20 protein-coding genes and 1 tRNA gene are annotated in these 18,648 nt (G+C 60.1%); 14 read left to right on the top strand and 7 right to left on the bottom strand.

The features are described 5' to 3' along the window. Nucleotides 1-29: 29 nt before the first annotated feature. On the bottom strand, nt 30-2,027 hold the full coding sequence (locus NCN06_RS07110) for a capsule polysaccharide biogenesis protein (RefSeq protein ID WP_250398793.1): 1,998 nt from the start codon (nt 2,025-2,027) through the stop codon (nt 30-32). Nucleotides 2,028-2,059: 32 nt separating this feature from the next. Between NCN06_RS07110 and NCN06_RS07105 the strand changes: the two genes are divergently transcribed. The 8 genes from NCN06_RS07105 to NCN06_RS07070 are packed head-to-tail and all read left to right on the top strand — an operon-like array spanning nt 2,060 to nt 11,268. Further along, nucleotides 2,060-2,740, top strand: a complete 681-nt coding sequence (locus NCN06_RS07105) for an acylneuraminate cytidylyltransferase family protein (protein WP_226397954.1) — start codon at nt 2,060-2,062, stop codon at nt 2,738-2,740. A gap of 26 nt (nt 2,741-2,766) precedes the next feature. Beyond that, nucleotides 2,767-4,074, top strand: coding sequence for a DUF6716 putative glycosyltransferase (locus tag NCN06_RS07100; RefSeq protein WP_226397953.1), 1,308 nt, complete (start codon nt 2,767-2,769; stop codon nt 4,072-4,074). Then, complete coding sequence (locus NCN06_RS07095) at nt 4,071-5,099, top strand: DUF6716 putative glycosyltransferase (protein WP_226397952.1); 1,029 nt, start codon at nt 4,071-4,073, stop codon at nt 5,097-5,099. The genes NCN06_RS07100 and NCN06_RS07095 overlap by 4 nt, the downstream gene beginning before the upstream one ends. Continuing rightward, nucleotides 5,096-6,415: a DUF6716 putative glycosyltransferase gene (locus NCN06_RS07090; RefSeq protein ID WP_226397951.1), complete on the top strand. Its 1,320-nt coding sequence runs from the start codon at nt 5,096-5,098 to the stop codon at nt 6,413-6,415. Before NCN06_RS07095 ends, NCN06_RS07090 begins: the two co-directional genes overlap by 4 nt. Nucleotides 6,416-6,438: 23 nt before the next feature. After that, nucleotides 6,439-8,739, top strand: coding sequence for an N-acetylneuraminate synthase family protein (locus tag NCN06_RS07085; RefSeq protein WP_502988830.1), 2,301 nt, complete (start codon nt 6,439-6,441; stop codon nt 8,737-8,739). Beyond that, nucleotides 8,736-9,653: a hypothetical protein gene (locus NCN06_RS07080; RefSeq protein WP_250398792.1), complete on the top strand. Its 918-nt coding sequence runs from the start codon at nt 8,736-8,738 to the stop codon at nt 9,651-9,653. Before NCN06_RS07085 ends, NCN06_RS07080 begins: the two co-directional genes overlap by 4 nt. A 3-nt stretch (nt 9,654-9,656) precedes the next feature. Continuing rightward, nucleotides 9,657-10,433 (top strand): sulfotransferase family protein, encoded by a 777-nt coding sequence (locus NCN06_RS07075; RefSeq protein ID WP_115022459.1) that lies wholly within the window; start codon nt 9,657-9,659, stop codon nt 10,431-10,433. Continuing rightward, the gene (locus tag NCN06_RS07070) at nt 10,417-11,268 is read left to right on the top strand and encodes a sulfotransferase domain-containing protein (RefSeq protein ID WP_226397949.1); all 852 of its coding nucleotides are present in this window, start codon (nt 10,417-10,419) and stop codon (nt 11,266-11,268) included. The genes NCN06_RS07075 and NCN06_RS07070 overlap by 17 nt, the downstream gene beginning before the upstream one ends. 13 nt (nt 11,269-11,281) lie before the next feature. Here the strand turns inward: NCN06_RS07070 and NCN06_RS07065 are convergent, their stop codons facing one another. Next, nucleotides 11,282-11,968: an SDR family oxidoreductase gene (locus NCN06_RS07065; protein WP_226398033.1), complete on the bottom strand. Its 687-nt coding sequence runs from the start codon at nt 11,966-11,968 to the stop codon at nt 11,282-11,284. Nucleotides 11,969-12,051: 83 nt separating this feature from the next. Between NCN06_RS07065 and NCN06_RS07060 the strand changes: the two genes are divergently transcribed. From NCN06_RS07060 to NCN06_RS12780, 3 genes are all read left to right on the top strand, one after another. Next, a complete protein-coding gene (locus NCN06_RS07060) occupies nt 12,052-12,267 on the top strand; it encodes a Nif11-like leader peptide family natural product precursor (RefSeq protein ID WP_226397948.1) in 216 nt (71 codons plus the stop codon). Between the two features lie 27 nt (nt 12,268-12,294). Continuing rightward, the gene (locus NCN06_RS07055) at nt 12,295-12,831 is read left to right on the top strand and encodes a PAP/fibrillin family protein (RefSeq protein ID WP_226397947.1); all 537 of its coding nucleotides are present in this window, start codon (nt 12,295-12,297) and stop codon (nt 12,829-12,831) included. A 68-nt stretch (nt 12,832-12,899) separates the two neighbouring features. After that, entirely contained in the window at nt 12,900-13,034 is a 135-nt protein-coding gene (locus NCN06_RS12780; protein WP_255453091.1) for a hypothetical protein, read from the top strand. Nucleotides 13,035-13,044: 10 nt separating this feature from the next. On the opposite strand, the gene NCN06_RS07050 is transcribed toward NCN06_RS12780, so the two are convergent. The 3 genes from NCN06_RS07050 to NCN06_RS07040 form a co-directional block, all read right to left on the bottom strand. Next, nucleotides 13,045-13,551 (bottom strand): DUF2808 domain-containing protein, encoded by a 507-nt coding sequence (locus NCN06_RS07050; RefSeq protein WP_226397946.1) that lies wholly within the window; start codon nt 13,549-13,551, stop codon nt 13,045-13,047. Nucleotides 13,552-13,649: 98 nt separating this feature from the next. After that, nucleotides 13,650-14,168, bottom strand: coding sequence for a hypothetical protein (locus NCN06_RS07045; RefSeq protein WP_250398791.1), 519 nt, complete (start codon nt 14,166-14,168; stop codon nt 13,650-13,652). Between the two features lie 713 nt (nt 14,169-14,881). Continuing rightward, nucleotides 14,882-15,154 carry a DUF3303 domain-containing protein gene (locus NCN06_RS07040; RefSeq protein ID WP_115022469.1) on the bottom strand — a complete coding sequence of 91 codons (273 nt, stop codon included), beginning with the start codon at nt 15,152-15,154 and terminating at the stop codon, nt 14,882-14,884. An 802-nt stretch (nt 15,155-15,956) separates the two neighbouring features. Here NCN06_RS07040 and NCN06_RS07035 point away from each other — a divergent pair. Together NCN06_RS07035 and NCN06_RS07030 are read left to right on the top strand one after the other, a co-directional pair. After that, nucleotides 15,957-16,712 carry a CsgG/HfaB family protein gene (locus NCN06_RS07035; protein WP_226397944.1) on the top strand — a complete coding sequence of 252 codons (756 nt, stop codon included), beginning with the start codon at nt 15,957-15,959 and terminating at the stop codon, nt 16,710-16,712. Between the two features lie 15 nt (nt 16,713-16,727). Beyond that, complete coding sequence (locus NCN06_RS07030; RefSeq protein WP_226397943.1) at nt 16,728-17,255, top strand: hypothetical protein; 528 nt, start codon at nt 16,728-16,730, stop codon at nt 17,253-17,255. Nucleotides 17,256-17,320: 65 nt separating this feature from the next. Here NCN06_RS07030 and NCN06_RS07025 read toward each other — a convergent pair. Further along, nucleotides 17,321-17,394 (bottom strand) — tRNA-Pro (locus NCN06_RS07025). Nucleotides 17,395-17,483: 89 nt separating this feature from the next. Here NCN06_RS07025 and lipA point away from each other — a divergent pair. After that, on the top strand, nt 17,484-18,353 hold the full coding sequence (lipA, locus tag NCN06_RS07020; protein WP_226423280.1) for a lipoyl synthase: 870 nt from the start codon (nt 17,484-17,486) through the stop codon (nt 18,351-18,353). Here the strand turns inward: lipA and NCN06_RS07015 are convergent. Further along, the gene (locus NCN06_RS07015) at nt 18,331-18,639 is read right to left on the bottom strand and encodes a YciI family protein (protein WP_226397941.1); all 309 of its coding nucleotides are present in this window, start codon (nt 18,637-18,639) and stop codon (nt 18,331-18,333) included. The genes lipA and NCN06_RS07015 overlap by 23 nt on opposite strands. Nucleotides 18,640-18,648 lie beyond the last annotated feature (9 nt).

Genomic DNA, 18,648 nt, shown 5'->3' with positions numbered 1-18,648 from the left:
CCCATGAATGAGCAAAATCCTGGCACGCCTTAACGGCGCCGGAGCCTGCCCCAGTGGCGGAACAGGGCCTGCACAAGCGTGCGCCGCTGCGGTGGAGCGGCGCGCCAAGCCACCAGTTCGTTGATGGCCTGCTCCGGCGTAATGAACCAGCCGCTGTCGCGGCTGACATAGCGGGGATAGTCGATCAGTGCGGCATGAACCAGCTCATCCAGCAACAAGGGCCGCTGACGGCGGCCGCAATGCTCACGGTCGTGGGTGAGTCCCCAGCCGGCATAAAACGGCAAGCCCCAGCAATGCACCTCCAGGCCGCGCAGCAACGCCTCAAACCCCGCCAGCGATGTGAGCACGTGCAGAGCGTCGATCTGAGTGAACAGCTGCTGAATCGAGCCCTGCGGCAGCACAACATCACAGAGCTCGGCGGCATCTTCCTCGCCAGCACCGGCACGGCAGAGGCCGGCCACAACATCCGGATGAGGTTTGTAAACGAGATAAGCCTCCGGCTCCGCCGCCCGCACCGCCGCCAGCAAGGCACGGTTACTGCGCAGGCCAGGGGCGCCATAGCGGATTGACGCATCGCTTTCCACCTGTCCGATCACCAGCACAACCCGACGCTGACCAGCAGGACGAAGCCAAGGCTCGGCCTGGAGGTTGTATTTGGTGATCGCCTCCTGCACCAACCGCTGACGCAATGCTGAAGCCCTCTGCCGTTGCGCAGAGGTCCACTGCCCCGTTGCCAGGTGTGTTTCCAGATCGCTGGGTCTGGTGGCGTCGTAATAAACGCCCTGGTGATCCACCACCCAGGACACCGGATCCACCAGATCAGCCCCCAGTCCGACCGAGCGGAGAAAACCGTCTTCCACCTGCAGCACAGGCAGCTGCCGACGCGCAGCGGCCTCGAGCAGCCGCGGCCTGGCTCGGCGGCCCCAGACCACCACAGCATCAACGCCCTGCGGAATCCGCCGCCATGGGGCTCGAAACCGCAGCTGACCGCCTGCCATGAAACGACGCAAATTGCGCTGTTTCCAGGGCGTGAAGCCGAAGGCCACACATCGCCTCGGCTGTTGCCTCTGCAGGGTCCGCTGTAAACCAATCGCATCCATCAAGGTTTCGATGCTGCAGGGCTGATGCCGGTGGGGGTCGATGCAGCGGCAGGCACCTACTAGTGCGGCATGCACCAGGGCCTCAAGGCTGGCTCCCTGGCGTCGCCGGGCCGGGGCTTCACATCGGTCATGGGTGAGCCCCCATCCGGCATAGAAGGGCATGCCGAAGCAGTGAACAGGGCGCCCCCACAGCAAAGCCTCAAATCCCATCTGGGAAGTGACCACATACACCGCCCGAGCCCCCTCGAGCAGCTGCGCGGGATGGCCACCATCCGCACTCAAGCGAACGCGGGGCTGGGCCAGATCCCGAGCCTTGAAATGGCCCCGGGCGCGGCCGGAGATCACATCCGGATGCACCTTCAGCACCACCGTGCAGTCGGGATGTTCGACCAAGGCGGCCTGAAGCATCCGCTGAAAACAATTGGCATCGGCCAATCCGAGAGCGATCGATCGATCCCCGGCGGATTGATCTACCACCAGCACATAGGGCTCCTGGGGAGCTTCCGCCTCCACGGGAGGGTTCACCTTGCTGAGCCGCTGCTCGCGCCAGAGCCTCTGCAGTGCGCGGGAACGATCGGCCTCAGCCGCGTTAATCGGCGCCGCAATCAACTGCTCCATTCGGCTGGGGGCCGTTGCATCGAAGTGCACCCCCAGCTCATCCACCAGCAGACCAAGCGGTGGGTGAGCCCGGCCCTTGGCCACGGAGCGCAGCAGACCGTCCTCGAGATGCCACACCGGTAGCCCCCAACGGCGGGCGAGGTGCTCTACCCGCAGCGCACTGGGCCGCCGCCCCCAGGCGAGCAGAACGTCCACATCACGACGACGGCCCGGCACCAAACGATCCGGCGCCATGAGCTGCGGCAGTGAGCGGTGCGCAAGCATGCCCCGGGCAGGAACACCGAGCCGCAGAGCAGCAGGCCTGGTCATCGGGTAAGACAGGACGCACTGAATCCTCACCGATGGCAGTCCCCCGTGGCGCGCTGGCCTTGATCCCCGCCCGCGGTGGATCGAAGGGAATTCCGGGCAAGAACCTGCAAACGGTGGGCGGTGTGCCTCTGGTTTGCCGCAGCATTCGTGCTGCCCAGGCCAGCCAAGGCGTTGGCCGGGTGGTGGTGAGCACAGACGATGACGCCATCGCGGCAGCCGCCGAAGTCGAGGGCGCGGGTGTCATTCGGCGCCCCGCAGCCATCGCCGGCGACACCGCCAGTTCGGAATCGGCACTGTTACATGCTCTCGACCTCCTGGAAGAGCAGGGGCCCTTGGAAACCAAGCTGGTTTTCCTGCAATGCACCTCCCCGTTCACGACTGGGGCGCAAATCGATGCGGTGCTGACTGCCTTGAGCCCAGAACGCTGCAACAGCAGCTTCGCCGTCACCCCATGGCATGGCTTCCTCTGGCGCGCCGATGGGCGGGGCATTAACCACGACCCTGAGCAACCCCGCCAACGCCGCCAGGACCTGGAACCGGCTTTTCTGGAAACCGGCGCGATCTACGCCATGCGCGTCGCCGCCTTCCGGCGCTGCGGCAGCCGCTTTTGCCGTCCGTCAATCCCGGTGGTGCTGGAGCAGATGGGGCCAGAAATCGACACGCCCGACGATCTGGCCCTATGCCGCAGCATCGCGGAACAGAAAGCCGAGTAATTTTGCTCGGCAAAGTGTCGGAGTCGATGGCGCCCGCAGAATCCAAGCGCCTCCTCGGCCGCAAGGTCACAGCTGTTGCCTGCTTCGACTCCTTCGGGAAGCTGGCGATGACCATGCTGGCTGCCTGCCGGCGGGAGGGAGCTGAGACCACTCTGTTGCTCCTGCAGCTGAACAACCGGGCCCTGTCCAGGCGGCAGCGCCTCGAAATTCGGCGGATCGATCCCAAGATCCGCATTGAAAAACACAACTGGAACGATCTGCGCCAGCTCTGTGGCGCCATGGCTGGGGACGTGGATGGATTGATCTTGGGTCTGGATGGCCAGCGCAGCCGCGATGCTCTGCTGCAACTCCAGAACATTTGGGCGCATCAAGAGCAACGGCCACGCCTCATCAGCGCTTACCCGGGAATCCTGTTCCGGTTTGGTCTCGAAGGGATGATGGATCGGTCGGGCGCCGACTTGCTCTGTCTCAACAGTGCTGACGATCTGGCCCTTTATGGGCGAGGTCGCAAGGCCCTCGGCCTCGACAGCAGCAATGCCGTGGTGACGGGCCTGCCGATTCTCTGGCACACAAAACCGCGCACGGCAGTCCCGGAGAACCCATCGATCGTGTTCTTCGAACAGCCCTCGATTCCGGTGCATCCCCTACAGCGCCGGTTCCTTTGTGAGCAGATCAAAGAGCTAGCCGCGGCCTGGCCCGATCACCCCGTGATCTTCAAACCGCGAACGTCGAGCATCGAGAGCACCCTGCACCGGCGCCATGGAGAGATGGCGAGTGTGATCGACAAGATGACGCGCGATCAGCCGAATCTTCGCCTCAGTTTCAAGCCCGCCACCCGACTTCTGCGCCAGTGCGGTTGCGCCATCACCGTCTCATCGACGGCCGCCATGGAATCGATGGCGATGGGCATCAGCACACGCATCGTCGGTGATCTGGGTGTGACCGAAACCCTTGGCAACCACTTCTTCGCCAGTTCGGGCGCCATCGCCAGCTTCGCTGCGATCAAGGCCAACCCCTTCGACATAACCCATGACGCTCAGTGGCTCGAGCAGCAAGGCCTGCAGCGGGACGGTGAGGATCGCTTCATCACGGCCTTAGTCGACCGACTGAACAGACCGGCCACACCCCTTGGAACCTCAAACCATGGTCCCCTGAGCTGGGGCAGCAGTGACTGGCAGAAGGCCGCCTTGCGCAACGGCGGCCGGCGGATGCTGAGCAGTGGTGGCGCACGCTCCAGCCAGCGCAAACGGCACCGCACCCGGCGCATGCTGCGCAGCCTGCGGGACAGTGTGGTGGGGTTCGGCTGGCTCTCGAAACTGCTGCGGGAACGATGACCCTTCTGCTGGTCAGCGACGGAGGGCTGGAGCGTTCCGCCTGCTTGCTGATGGCAGAGGCGCTGGAACACCAGGGTCATCGCTGCATCACGGCTGGGCCAAAACTTCATGGACACCAGCCCCTGGCCACACCTGCACAGCAGCTGAACATCGATCTGCAGCATCTGCCCGCACACCCTCTGTTGGATCAGGTCTCAGCCATTGGCTTGTTCCTGGAGAAGCCAGAGCAGGTTCAGCACTTCATCGAGACCTATCAAGGCCTCTGTAACGCGCGCGGTCGGCGCGCGGCGAAGCTGTTCAGCGGCCCCCTCGTGCCCTTGGTGGGCGATGCCCTGATCCGCGATCTCACGCTGCGCATGGGCTGTGATCTTCTTGTGGTGAGCGGCGAACACCAGCGCCGTCAACTTCGATCACTCACCTTCAACTGGCCCGCCAGCCTGCCGACGCCGCCCGTGATCAGCACGGGCTTCTGGTTTCCCCAGACCACACCCTGCGCTCCAGCCCAGCAGCCCCTGCTGCTCGCATTGATCCAAGAGAGGATCCCCACCCACATTGGAGCCCGCGATCAACTGCTGCGCCAACTCAACACCTGGGCGCGGCAACGGCCGAAATGGACCGTGATCTTGCAACGCGACCACAGCTGGAGCTCGACGACGGCGCTCATGCCAGGCGACGCACCCCTCGCCGAGAACTTGGTGGAAGCCTCACCAGGCCAGCTACTGCCACTGCTGGGATCCTGCACCGCCTGCCTGACGGTGAGTTCCCCTTGGAGCCTGGCAGCGATGGATTGGGGCCGCATCCCAATCATCGTGGGCGACTACGGCATCCATGATGAACAGAACACGACGGGCTTCTTCGGCTGCGGTGCCATGCATCGCCTGCGCAGCATCCCCAACCTCGATGCCGTGAACGCGCTGCCAACGGCGAACCGAACCTGGCTCGATGGCATGGGCGCTGACATCAAAGACGGACCGAAGCGCCTGATCGAAGCCCTGAGCGAGCTTGCCCGCCAGGACGTGAGATGACAGCGACACCGACCCGGCCCACGCTCAACGTGCTGTTGATCGCTGACAGTGACAGCCAACTGCTGGCCTGCGAGGCCCTCTGCGGCGCTCCGACCGCACTGAACGTGCATTGGACCCTCAACGTGATTCCACGGGATGGAACACCCCAGGGGTTGTTGCAACGCCTCGGTCAGCACGTCACCCTGCGCCATCAGGGCCTGGCTCGGCTGCTGAGCGATCAGCGTCTGCAGAGCTTTGATGCCATCGGCGTGTTCTTGACGGGCAGCAAGCTCAATGACATCCGTCTTGCCCTGCAACGGCATCCCAAACGCCCCTTGCTGTTCTGTGGTTTCAACGGCGTGGTGCTGGACCACTTCATCGAAGGGGTGAGCTGGCGGCTTGGCTACGACCTGATCTGCCTCAGCGGACCGCGTGATCAAGAGGCCCTGGCCCAGCTGGTGGAGGGGACCCCATTTACACATCAGCGCACCGTGCTCACCGGTCTGCGGCGCAACGCCCCCAGCTCAGACCTGGTTCCTGTCGCCCAGCGTCCGCGGCGCCTGGTGTTTGCCGAGCAAGTGATCATGCCCGCATCACCCCCCGAACGGGCCCGGCTGGTGCGTCTGCTCAGCGATCTGGCCATCCGTTCGCCCAACTGGGAGGTGCTGATCAAACCCCGAATCGCGCCGGGAGACGCCACCTTTCATGACGTCGAAACCCACATCAGCACGACCCTGCAGCAGACCCTGGGGGTGCCTCCCGCCAATCTGCGGCTGGACTATCGCCCGCTGCCGGTGTTGCTGAAGCAAGCCAGGCTGCTGGCCACCCTTTCCTCGACAGCTTTTTTCGACGCCCTCGACTTCGGCTGCCGGACGATTGCCATTAGCGATCTGGGCCTGCAACCGGACTACGGAGGCCACGTTTATGCGGGCAGCGGGGTGTGGCGCTCCCTGGAAGCCATCCCCAACCTGGATGCCCTTGATGCCGAAGGGCCATCCCCGGATCCGCGCTGGCTGGAGTGGATGGGCTACGGGCAGCAATTCAGCCCCTCCGCCCTGCTCCAGGCCCTGCAGGAGCAGAAAGGCCAGCCACCGCAATCCCTCCCCAGCACGAGCGGCTACCCGGGCAATGCCCAGTCCAGCTTCAACCAACTGCGGTTGGGAGCGGAAGCCGCCATCGCCACTGGCGACTGGAGCAGTGCTCAGGAACTGCTGTGCCAGGCGGCCCTGATGCGCCCGCTCCACCGCGGCGTCGCCCGTCGATATTGGGCTGTCCGCCAGCCCAACCCACTGCTCCGGCAGATCGCACTAGTGATCTCTTACAGAGATCTGAAGTAAGTTCGACGACTGACTCAACCCAGGTGGCCGACAGAACGGTGAGAGGCATCCTGATTGAGCGAAATTTCACCCAGTTTGTTGTCTTCGCGGAAGACAGCATCCTGTCGGCGCTGAGCAAGATCACGGCCAACCAGTCACGCCTGATCTTTGTTGTCTCGGAAAGCGGCATCCTCCAGGGTGTCCTCACGGATGGCGACTTCCGCCGCTGGATTGCCGGTTGCGGAGAGATCGACCTGAACCGGCCGGTCACCGCCGCCATGAACGCCAACTGCCGCTCGGCTGCCGAGGGCACCAGCGCAGGTGATCTGAGCGCATTACTCAACTCACGCATCATCGCGCTGCCCCTGCTGGACAGCCATGGCCGCATTGTCGCGGTGGCCCGACGTGCCACCGATGGGCTCCAAATTGGCTCCCATCGCATCGGCGATGACGCCCCTTGCTTCCTGATCGCCGAAATCGGCAACAACCACAACGGCGATCTCGACATCGCTCTCCAACTCATTGATGCAGCCCACGCAGCGGGAGCGGACTGCGCCAAGTTCCAGATGCGGGACATGAGTCGGCTGTACCGCAATGCGGGCGACAGCAACGACATGGCTTCAGATCTGGGCACCCAATACACCCTGGATCTGCTTGAGCGCTTTCAGCTCAGCGACGATGAGCTGTTCCGCTGCTTTGATCACGCCGCCAGCAAGGGGCTGGTACCCCTCTGCACCCCATGGGATGAAACCAGCCTCGACAAGCTCAACCGCTGGGGGATGGAAGGCTTCAAGGTGGCGTCGGCAGATTTCACCAACCACGCCCTGCTCTCCAGCCTTGCGGCCACAGGCAAGCCCCTGATCTGCTCCACCGGCATGGCCTCCGAGGTGGAGATCCGCTCCGGCATCCGTCATCTCCAAAATGAGGGGGCTGGCTATGTGCTGCTCCACTGCAATTCCACCTATCCGACCCCGTTCAAGGACGTCAACCTCCGCTATCTCGAGCGTTTGCGTGACCTGGCCGAGGCTCCCGTGGGCTATTCCGGCCATGAGCGGGGCATCGAAGTGCCCATTGCCGCCGCCGCCCTTGGCGCCGTGGTGATTGAGAAACACATCACCCTCGATCGATCCATGGAAGGCAACGATCACAAGGTGAGCCTGCTGCCCGATGAATTCGCCCAGATGATCCACGGCATCCGCCGGGTGGAGGAATCGATGGGCAGCAGCGGCGAACGCAGCATCAGCCAGGGCGAAATGATGAACCGCGAGGTACTCGCCAAGAGCCTGGTCGCCACCTGCGACATCCCCGCCGGTATGGAGATCACCGAAGCGATGGTCGGCATCCAAAGCCCGGGGCAAGGGCTGCAGCCGAACCGTCTGGAGGATCTGATTGGGAAGACGTTGCCGGTGAGCAAAACCTCCGGGGACTTCTTCTTCCCCTCAGACCTCGAGACCCCGGCCGCCGCCCCGCGCGCCTACCGCTTCCAACATCACTTCGGTGTTCCGGTCAGGTATCACGACATTGAGAGTTTTTCCGCCACCAGCAATCTCGACCTCGTTGAAATCCACCTCAGCTACAAGGACCTCGAGGTCAACCTTGATCAGGTGCTGCCGACACAACAACAGCTCGGCCTGGTGGTGCACGCCCCTGAACTCTTTGCAGGCGATCACACCCTCGACCTCTGCAGCGCTGATTACGACTATCGGCGTCACTCGATTGAGGAACTCCAGCGCGTGGTCGACATTTCCCGTGACCTGCGTAGTCGCTTCGACTGCCCCGATCCCGTCCTTCTGGTGACCAACGTCGGTGGCTTCTCAGAGCACCACCATCTCGAGCGCACTGAGTTGCAACCGCTGAGGCAACGCCTGATTGACAGCCTTCAGCAGATCAACACAGCTGGCGAAGTAGAGATCATTCCCCAGACCATGCCCCCCTTCCCCTGGCACTTCGGTGGGCAGCGCTATCACAACCTGTTTGTCGACACCGACTTCATCCAGGAGTTCTGCAACGAAACGGGCATGCGCGTCTGCCTGGATGTGTCCCACTCCAAGCTCGCCTGCACCCACCTCAATGCCTCCTTCAGCACCTTCCTCAAGGCGATCCTTCCCTTCACGGCGCACATGCACCTGGCCGATGCGAAAGGTGTCGATGGTGAAGGCCTACAGATCCACGACGGTGAAATCGACTGGGTCCAGTTGTTTGCCCTGATGGACCAGTTCGCCCCCAAGGCAAGCTTCATTCCCGAAATCTGGCAGGGCCACAAAAACAACGGCGAAGGCGCCTGGCTTGCCCTCGAACGCCTTGAAGGCTGTCTTGAGTCCAGCCCACAACGGCAGGTCGCGTGATTCAGCTCAAACCGAGCCGGATTGTTCTGCATTGCGGGCTGCACAAAACCGGCAGCACCTACATCCAGCGAAACCTGCAGACCAACCGAGAGCTGCTACTGGAGCATGGGGTGCTGTATCTCGGACCCAAGACCTTCAAAAAGCGTTGCTCCGAGTTATGGCGTCACCTGCAATGGGGACGTAGAGATCGAAAAACGTCCACAAGACTGACCTCACAGACCAGAACCACTCTGCTCGAGCTGGCAGGGGAGCATCCGGAATCGATCCACACCATTGTTCTGTCTTTCGAGGCCATTTTCGGCACATTGCGCAGCGGCCTTGCGGAGCCACCACGCAGAAAACCTCGCAATAAGGAACACAGGACGGGCTTGTATCGCTATGCCAAGTCGCGCACCAAACGCTTAATGGTCGGGTTGGAAGACAGTCTTGAAGAGCGTTCTATCTCGTGGAGCATCCTGTTCGCCAGCAGAACCCATGAAGCGTTCATCCGCTCATGCCATACCCAGCTGCTCAAGGAAGGGCGACTCAATCCCGAAGCAAGTCACTTCGACACGTTCCGACGAACAGCCGATTTCTCTTACACCGACCCCAACCACCTGGAGCAGACCCTCTCAAAGCTGGGTGGTAAACGCGACCTTAATTTCGTGAGCATCAACTATGAACAAGCCAGCGATCCTCATGAGCCCAGGACCTTTTTGTGGAATGTGCTGAAGCTGGCCCTGCCCGAGCAAGCCGACCGGCTCAGACAGCAGCTGGAAGCGAACACGGACAACGTCAACCTGAACAGAAACACCAATCCAGGGCTGAACGAACGGGGGGTTGAACTGGCCATCCAGGCGCGACCGCTGTTCAGCCGCAGCGAATGGAAGCTATTTCGCAAATTCCTCGAAAAAAATTTCGCCAAAGTCCGTTAATCCATGGCACAACCGCATCACTTCATCCGGATGAAACGCCACAACCTTCTCTATGGGCGGGTTCCAAAGGCGGCAAATTCCTCGATCAAAGCGGCACTATGCCGCTTGCTCAGCGAAAGGCCTCCAAAAGGCACCAAAACGACCTCTGACAAGTTCTGGCAGCACGAAACCAATCAGGAAACGGAGCTGATCACCCTGCGCCGTGCGCGCAAGTACCGGCGCAGCCATTTCAGCTTCAGCTTCGTGCGCAACCCGTTCGACCGACTGATCGCGGCTTACAACAACAAAGTGATCGAAATCGAGGAGCCACCTCTGCCGATGCAGAACATGGGAATCACCCATGGCATGTCGTTTGACGCTTTTCTCGATGTCTTAATCGAGACACCGTTCAAGCACTATGACGTTCACGTTTTGCCCCAGAACCAATTGCTTTGCATCGGCAATCAGATCGTGCCGAAGTTTGTGGGACGCGTTGAACAGATCAACGAACACTGGTCTGAACTGCGCGACATCCTGGCCCGGAATGGGATCGATGTGATGGAATCTTTACCTCAGAAAAATGTGCGACGGAGTGATCGCGGCGGCCTGCAGAGTTACTTCAACAGCGATGCTCTAATCGAAAAAACAATGCAAATTTATGGGGATGATGTGCGTCTTTTTTATAATGATGTGTCTGTGGATCAATTGATCAAAAATTCCCCCCTGCCGACGATCAATCCCTTGCGCAGTACGGGATTGAAGCTGTCGAACTGGCTCCGGACCCATGGCTTCGGGCGCTGATCGAAGAGGTTGGCTGGAGTCCTGGCTTTGCAGGCATCAGATCAATCGCAGCCTGCAGGGACGGCACGACCACATAGCGGCGGTCTACCGCTCTCAATTGCCCTCGTTCATCATTATTGGAGCGGCCAAATCGGCCACAACAAGTCTGGCCACGGCGCTGCGACGCCATCCCCAGATTCAGATCAGTAAGTCGATGGAGCCGAAATTCTTCGGCCGGAACTATCTGCGGGGCTGGGAGTGGTACGCGAATCAGTTTGCGGCGGATCCTCGGCGGCCCCTGCGGGGTGAAGCCAGCACGATGTACACCTCGTCCTATGGCTCCTACGCCAGAACACCGGAGCTAATCCACCACCACCTCGGCCCCATTCCGCTGATCTACCTGGTGCGCCATCCCCTGCGAAGGATTGAATCCCACTGGCGGCACTGGCGCGGACGCATCAAGGACTGCCCGTCATTTGATCAACTCCTCCGCTCGCCTCGCTTGAGGCAACGCGTTGTGGAGGCCTCGCTCTATCACCAGCAATGGCAGCGCTACCGACGCTGGTTTCCGCAGCAGTCGATGCTGAGCGTCACCACCGAAGAACTCAGCGCGCACCCGCAAACCAGCCTGCGACGCATCCTGAGCTTCATTGGCGCAACCCCGGATTGCTCCAGTCTGCTGGAAAAGGGCGAACTGCCGTTGATGAATCTGGCGGGGTCCAAAGGACGACGCGAGGTTGCTGCCCCCAGCTGGAACGACGAGCTCAAACAGCAGACGATTGCCTTGATTCGCCCCGACAGCGAACAGTTCCTGGCCAGCACAGGCCGGCCCAGCAGCACCTGGACCTGGGAGTAACTCCCGCCCTGGATCAACCGAGCTGATCCAACCACTCGCCCAGATTCTGCTGAGGCTGGGCAGGCGAGCTGGTGATTTCGAGGATGCGACCACAGGCACGCGGCTGCTCCAAAGCGTCTAGGCACACCTGGGCCACGAGGCGCCGAGGAATACTGTTGCTCTGCTGTTGATCCGCCTCCGTCACCAGCACGCCCTCCGTGATGGCGCGACTGTCGTCTTCGCTGAGGCCTCCAGGCCGGATCACGGTCCAATCCAGACCGCTCCGTTCCAAGCAGCGCTCACCAACCCGCTTCCAAATCAGGATCAAGCCAAACAGGTTGAGGGGATGCAGCCAACGGCCGGCACAGAGGGAACTCACCAGCACAACACGCTGCAACCCCAGGGAGCAGCAGGCCTGCAGCTGGTCCTGCACCCCCCAGGCATCCACCCGCAAGGGGCCCGCCAGGTTGATCGAAGGGCGAGCACCGGTGGCGATCACCAACTCCGTACAGCCCTGCAGCGCATGAAGCAGTGCTTCCGCCGTGTCCAGCTCCAGCCGACGCACATCAAGGCGCCCCTCCTGCTCGGCTTGGGCAAGGGCAGGGGGCAGCACGGAAGCGGGCCGAACAATGGCTCTGACAGATCGACCCCGCTTGAGCGCCTCGTCTACAACCCGCCATCCGGTTTTTCCAGAGGCGCCTGACACCGCCAGTTGAGTCATCCCACCAAAACTCGTCTCCGCACCAGTCAACAGACCAGCGTCAAGACCAGACCGGTCAGAATCAGCGCGAAAGCCCTAGCCGCATGAGTACGGATCAACTCCGGCAATTTTTTGCTCACATCTCCAGGGATCCATCCCTTAAGGAGCAGGTGCTGCAGGCCGTGAGTGCCGATGCTGCCGCCCTTATCGCCCAAAAGCTGGGCTACGAAGTCTCTGGCGATGAACTGCTGCGGTTCTCCGGCAAGAGCGCGTCGGGCGTCAGCGTCACCAAGATTCAGCACCCCGGTGAATACCACTAGAACAGCTGCAGCAGTAAAAGCCATCCCGTGGGGCATCACCGCGACCAACTGGTGCACCTGCTGCAGAAGAGACCCAGCGATCCAGACCTCCAGAGGCTGATCAACCGGGTGGAACAGGAGGATCCCGCCGACCTCACAACCTCAGCGAGCTTGCTGCGGGGGGTCTGGGAATTGCGCTGGAGCAGTTCCAAACAACCATGGCTGAAACAGGCCGCCGGGCTGGAGAACCTGCAGGCGCTGGATCCAGAGCAGGGGCGCGGCTGCAATCTGCTGCGGCTTCGCGCCCCCTTCGGCGCACTCGGCGGCATCAATCTGCAAGCCGAGCTGCAAATCGCCGACAACAAGAGGGTCGAGGTGCGGTTTCGCCGGGGAGGCTGGATGGGGCCATTCCTGCCTAACCGGCAACAGTTGAGCCTGATGCGACAGGTTCAGCAGAGCACTCCGGCCTGGCTCGACATCACCGTGCTGGATCAAAAGCTGCGGATCTGCCGCGGTAACGCAGGAACAACATTCGCGCTGCTGAGACGTAACGACTTGAACCTGAGTGAACTCTTGGGCGTATGAGGAGTCGCAAACAAGGCTGGAATTTGCCAACCAACTGAGCCAGAACCGAAGGGCTTGAATTCGTCCTGATGGCACGCCTTCTTCAGATTCTGCAGGGATCCAGCAACAGTGCCGATCTGGCGGCATGGACTGCCGTGATCTTTGCCTCGATCACCGCACTTGTGATCTGGGGTCTTTTCAACGCTTACCCCAACATGCTTTAGGCGGTGCCAACTAGCGAAATTGGTCCTGCTCGTAAACATTCGAACGCAAGGTGGGGCCTACATAACGGACGGGATCCTCACCATCTGCCAGGAGTTCCGTGGACCATTGATAAATACTGGAGTCGGGATTAAAGCCACGGAAGACAACATTCACAGTCTGCCCCGGCTGAACCGCCGGAGTGAGTTGGATGTTCAAAACCCCTTCGGAATCTGAGACAACAGCAGAGGCCAAACCGGTTACTCCTTTCCCGCGAAGTGAGTAGTCGCCAAAATAAACCCGAGGTTCTGAGCGCCCCCAGTCCCACTGATCAATGTTGGGCAACTGACGTAAAACAATCGATCTCAAAGCATTGCCTGCATCCTCAGGAACTACAACAGTGATTGTGGTGCGATTGCGTAATCCTTCTGTGGCTTCAGGGTTATGAATCCTGACCCGCGTTGGGGGTCGATCAAACAACGATTGCGCGAGCGACGGCGCCTCCAGCAACAGCATCGGAGCCACTAAAAGCATCGCCATCCACTGTCGCTTCACCCGATTAACCCGACGAATGAAACAAGATTAGCCAGGGTGATCAGGTCAACATTGCAGGCCGAAGTGTCAGCCATCGACCGACTTCAGCAATGCCTGGCCAACAAGGATTCGACCATGCCGGTGTGGCCTTGAAGGGCATAGGCCTCGACTTCACGGCGGCGCTGCAGCGGCCCCAGCGACTGAGTCACCCGCAGCACATGGTCGGCCGTGGACGAGTCGAGATGGTGGGCAAAAAACTTGTCGACCTGAACACGGCTGAAACCACCCTGCGACTGCAACATCAAGCTGATGGTGGACGAGGACGGCGTGCCCAAACCAGCCAGACAGTCCTGAACCACATGGATGGCCTCATGGGTCAATACATCCAACTGAAGCCCTGGCTCATCGCGCAGCCCCTGCGACAAACACAGTCGGTTCACGCCCATATTGTAAGCAGCTCGTTCGGCTCCGGGGCCACAACGATCAAGGCGATCAATAACAACACCAAGCTGCTGAAGCCTATCGATCAAACGATCCGTCCGAGCTGAAAGCGAAACCGCATGGGCAGGAGCGCCCCAGGCAACCAGCAACGCAATGGGGAGCAGCAGACGGAGGCCTAGCAAGCAAGACGCATCAGACGCACGCTGAGCCTAGGCCTGCGCTCAAGCCCGCTTCCAGTCAGATCGCCACCCAAGAGCCGCCTGAATTGCAATGCAGACCTATGGTTCTGAGGTGAGAGGGAGACCTCTTCGGGCGTGGTTGCTTGATTTGGTGGGTGGTGTCACGACCTACCGCCTCTCTCACACCTCATTTGACCAGGGGCGATCCACACAACAACAGGATGAGAGTGGGTCTTGAGGCTCTAGAACCCCACCATCAAGCCGTCATAAGAATCGAATCATCAGCCCAGAGGAGGCTGCAATGTTCGAGGTATTCAAGGAACACACGGGCCGCTGCCAACGCAGAACTTGCCTGACGCAGGAGATCGCCGGATAGCTGTCAGCTCTCGATCATCAGAACTTGATGCAGCTGTTGTGCCAGGTGGAGAAGCAAGCCTATATCGACGATGTCGGCATTAACCCGGAGGCAGGCATTGAGGGCAATTGATTGAGCATTGGCTCTCAACTTGCATTTGGCTGTCCATCAATGCGCCATGCAGAGCCAGCTCATAAATCCATCTGAACACTGAAGCCACAACTAAGGAGCCAATGGAATGAGCTCAGGCCAAGCCTCAGTGCTCTTTGAATGCGTCAACCGGTCCGAGGGGGCCGGTTTTTGTGCGACTTGGGCTTGTGGAGCCCCCGCATGAGCGAGGGGCAGCCTTCCACGCTGATGATCAGCTGTATGCCTTGGCGATCAGGGGGCCCGCCTGCTCGTCTGCCAGCACGGGGGTGACGTCCCAATCGAGGCACTCTGCCCACTCCGCAGCGTGCTCATAACAAGCATCAGCGTTGTCAGACTCCACCAGAATCCACCCCTCTACGGAGCCAGGCGCATGAAAACGCTTCCATGACTTGCACTCGGGAAAGGGCGCACCCGTTGCCAGGAACTTCTTGGCAGCAATTTCATGGTAGCCGGTCTTGAACGACCAGTGCATCAAAAAAGTCATTGAAATGGTTGAAGCCGACGAAGATTCCCACACATCCGAAATCTTGTCTGCAAGTCAAATCACGTCACCACAGGGGTAGTGAACAGCGCAGCCAGCCAAACGTCACAGCCCGGTTTCTCCGGCAGGGGATTCATGCCCACGTCCGTGCGTGGCAAGGCAAAGAGTCTGGAGACATCAATCGGCGGATCGCTGCACAGACGAAGCTTGATCGGTGGGCATCGGCATCATGCCGTTCTGTTGTAAGTGGAGTGCCACGAAACCTGGTCCCCATACGACCCCCGCTGCAAACAGCCATGACCAAAAGGGAGATCTCACGAGAAGGTCTTGCAAAGCTGCTTTTTGAACTCAGCAAGGTTGTTCTACAGATTGAAATTCAAGGCCTGATTACGTCCTAATTAAGAAAAGCGGCCTGTTGGGTGCCTAGGAGTCAATTGACTGAATTGGGGGGATGAAAAGAGAACACAGCTCTAAAAACCAGCTGCCACAGGAACAGTGCAATGCGGGCATCAAGGGTCAGGGTTCAGACGTGACGGCCTGAGGTGTGTCCTCTTTGCATATTTAACTGAATCTTTGCTACGACGCGATCAACTCAAGCCAAAACAGTGCGGTTAGCGCGGTGGCCCCAACTGCCAAAGCGAACCATTGGTCTTTCAGGGTGCGAACCACGTTGCCTTAGCTGCTGCCCCAATAAACCAAGCTTTCAGAAATAAGACAGCCCCACCACCCAGTGGATTGAACCTATGAATGTTTTTTCTGCAGGTTGTGACTAGCTTTCTCGTAAGAAAGTCACTCCCTGAGGTTTATGAAACTCTCCTGGATCGCCGCCACAGCCTTGATGGTTTCGGGAGCAACAGTGCAACCCGGCTTGGCTCAGATTTCAGGAATGTCGTCAGGCCCTGTCACCGTTGCGGTGAAGGAGATCACCAACACGGCCACAGGAGCCTGGTGGTGGAGCCCTGCGGTCTCCAGCAAACTCACAGGAATGCTCGCCAATGAGCTGAAAAGCACCGGGCATTTCACTGTTGTCGAACGCCAAGGGCTGAAAAAAGTGCTCGGCGAGCAGGAACTAGCTGAGCTGGGCATCACCCGACAAGCCACGGCTCCCAAGAAGGGAATCATGACCGGTGCGAAGTACTACATCCTGGGCAGTGTCAGCGATTACCGCGAGAACACCGAAACCAAAAGTGGTGGCGGTGGCTTCAACATCATGGGCTTCGGCCAGCGCAAGTCGTCATCCTCCAGCTCGGCCTATGTCGCTGTGGATGTGCGCGTCGTGGACACCACCACCGGTGAAATCGCTTACGTCCGAACGATTGAAGGCAAAGCGACCTCCAAATCGGAATCAAAGTCAACTTCTGGAGGCTTGTATGGGGTCGGCTTCAGTGACAACCAGTCCTCGAGCAAGAAAGTACCCGCCTCCAAAGCTGTGCGGGCTGCGATGATCGAAATCAGCGAATATTTGAACTGTGTTCTGTATCTGAAGAACAGCTGCATCGCTGAATACGACGCGAAGGAGCAGCGGCGGCGGGAAGCGACAAAAGATGTGCTGGATTTCTGAACAGGGCCACTGACCATGCGTCTTCCCGTACTGATTGCAGGGTTGCTTCTTTGTTCAGCTCACCCTGCTTTGGCGGTTGAGCAATCCAGCTCAGCGCTGGTTGCCCAGCTCCCTCCCAAGGATTCTGCCGGCCAGATGGAGTTCTTCAGCAGGGAACTGGACCGGGCCGAACAGCTCTACGACAACCTGATGTTCGAAGAAGCGGATCGGATTGCTGACCTGACGATCGCGAGGATCAATGCCTTCCTCAGCAAAAACCGCGGCATTGAAGGCGTGAATGAAATCGAGGCTGTCTACAGCGCAAGAGTGAATCAGCTCAGGCAACTCAAATCCTTTAAAGCTGTTGCCAGAGAACAAATGGAGCGTGAAGGAGCCGCCAACTACGACCAAAAAAGAGAAACCCGGGAACGAAAACTGCGGGAGCAACGGGAACATCAGTACCGAATGGCCGTGGAGGCACGTCGGATCGCTGAGGCCCGTGCAACCCGTTGGTGGTCACTCTGGGCCGGTCGGTCTTATTCGCCGATCCTGATCTTCAACTAAGCATGCGCCAGGGACCTTGCCTCACCCACCGGACAGGATCCTTTTGGGCAAAGGGAATGCATCAATCGGGATGACAGGATTCGAACCTGCGGCCCCTTCGTCCCGAACGAAGTGCGCTACCAAACTGCGCCACATCCCGGCATGTCAATCTTAGGAGATTGGTGTTTCCGAGAGGCCAGTAGCGCCATCGGCGCAAGGTCTAAGGTCATGGATTGAAGAGACTTCGCCGTGCTTAAGCCGGAGTGGTTGCGCGTTAAGGCTCCGCAGCGCGAACGGATTGGCGCCGTGGCCGACCTGCTGCTGGACTTGAACCTGAACACGGTCTGCCAGGAAGCGAGCTGCCCCAACATCGGGGAATGCTTCGCAGGCGGCACAGCCACGTTTCTGATCATGGGGCCTGGCTGCACCCGCGCATGCCCCTACTGCGACATCGACTTCGACAAAAGCGTGCGCGCGCTGGATCCCACCGAGCCGCAACGACTTGGCGAAGCAGTAGCCCGTCTGGGCCTGAAACATGTGGTGATCACCTCCGTGAACCGTGATGATCTCGCTGATGGCGGCGCCTCCCAGTTCGTGGCCTGCATTGAACAGGTCAAAAAGCGCTCACCGCTCACAACAATCGAGCTGCTGATTCCTGACTTCTGTGGCAACTGGGACGCTTTGGCAAGCGTGATGGGAGCTGCACCCCATGTGCTGAACCACAACATCGAAACGGTGCCGCGGATGTACCGCCTGGCTCGGCCCCAAGGCATCTATGAACGCTCTCTGGAACTGCTGCAACGGGTGCGTGACCAATGGCCCAAGGCTTACAGCAAGTCAGGCCTGATGGTGGGACTAGGAGAAAACGATGAAGAGGTGATCGAGACGCTCCGGGATTTGCGCCAGCACAAGGTCGACATCGTCACCATCGGCCAATACCTTTCTCCCGGTCCGAAACATCTGGCCGTCGACCGCTTTGTGACTCCTGCTCAGTTCGACACCTACAGAAGAGTCGGCGAAGAGGAACTGGGCTTCCTCCAGGTCGTCAGCACACCACTCACCCGCAGCAGCTACCACGCCGGTGAGGTGCAGCGGCTTATGACCAGCCATCCCCGCTGACGGGGATCCATTCGTGCAACTGCCAGTCCACCAGACCGGCTCGAATCATCGGGTCGTTCTGCACCCACGCACGAGCTTCGGCGTAGGACGAAGCTTCAAACATCAGCAATCCCCCGCCACCAGGCCGCCGGTTGTCATCAACCAGGTAACCGCTCTGAAGACGTCGTCCTGCAGCGGCTTCCTGCACAACCCAGTGGCGGTGAGCCTCCAAGGTGGGCCGCCGCTGCTCGACGGGCAGAGCGGCGGCGACGGCCGTGAAGGTTTCGGTCTTGACGAACCAGGCCACGAGAGACGA

This window comes from Synechococcus sp. MU1648, from assembly GCF_023630615.1.
In the GTDB taxonomy this organism is placed as follows: domain Bacteria; phylum Cyanobacteriota; class Cyanobacteriia; order PCC-6307; family Cyanobiaceae; genus Parasynechococcus.
This window is presented reverse-complemented; position numbering and strand designations above follow the sequence as displayed.

Coding starts and splice junctions, on each gene's coding strand:
- NCN06_RS07090 (WP_226397951.1), top strand. CDS start 5,096: ATGACAGCGACACCGACCCGGCCCACGCTCAACGTGCTGTTGATCGCT.
- NCN06_RS07040 (WP_115022469.1), bottom strand. CDS start 15,154: ATGACTTTTTTGATGCACTGGTCGTTCAAGACCGGCTACCATGAAATT.
- NCN06_RS07105 (WP_226397954.1), top strand. CDS start 2,060: ATGGCAGTCCCCCGTGGCGCGCTGGCCTTGATCCCCGCCCGCGGTGGA.
- NCN06_RS07095 (WP_226397952.1), top strand. CDS start 4,071: ATGACCCTTCTGCTGGTCAGCGACGGAGGGCTGGAGCGTTCCGCCTGC.
- NCN06_RS07050 (WP_226397946.1), bottom strand. CDS start 13,551: ATGGCGATGCTTTTAGTGGCTCCGATGCTGTTGCTGGAGGCGCCGTCG.
- NCN06_RS07075 (WP_115022459.1), top strand. CDS start 9,657: ATGGCACAACCGCATCACTTCATCCGGATGAAACGCCACAACCTTCTC.
- NCN06_RS07070 (WP_226397949.1), top strand. CDS start 10,417: ATGGCTTCGGGCGCTGATCGAAGAGGTTGGCTGGAGTCCTGGCTTTGC.
- NCN06_RS07030 (WP_226397943.1), top strand. CDS start 16,728: ATGCGTCTTCCCGTACTGATTGCAGGGTTGCTTCTTTGTTCAGCTCAC.
- NCN06_RS07110 (WP_250398793.1), bottom strand. CDS start 2,027: ATGACCAGGCCTGCTGCTCTGCGGCTCGGTGTTCCTGCCCGGGGCATG.
- NCN06_RS07100 (WP_226397953.1), top strand. CDS start 2,767: ATGGCGCCCGCAGAATCCAAGCGCCTCCTCGGCCGCAAGGTCACAGCT.
- NCN06_RS07060 (WP_226397948.1), top strand. CDS start 12,052: ATGAGTACGGATCAACTCCGGCAATTTTTTGCTCACATCTCCAGGGAT.
- NCN06_RS07065 (WP_226398033.1), bottom strand. CDS start 11,968: ATGACTCAACTGGCGGTGTCAGGCGCCTCTGGAAAAACCGGATGGCGG.
- NCN06_RS12780 (WP_255453091.1), top strand. CDS start 12,900: ATGGCACGCCTTCTTCAGATTCTGCAGGGATCCAGCAACAGTGCCGAT.
- NCN06_RS07035 (WP_226397944.1), top strand. CDS start 15,957: ATGAAACTCTCCTGGATCGCCGCCACAGCCTTGATGGTTTCGGGAGCA.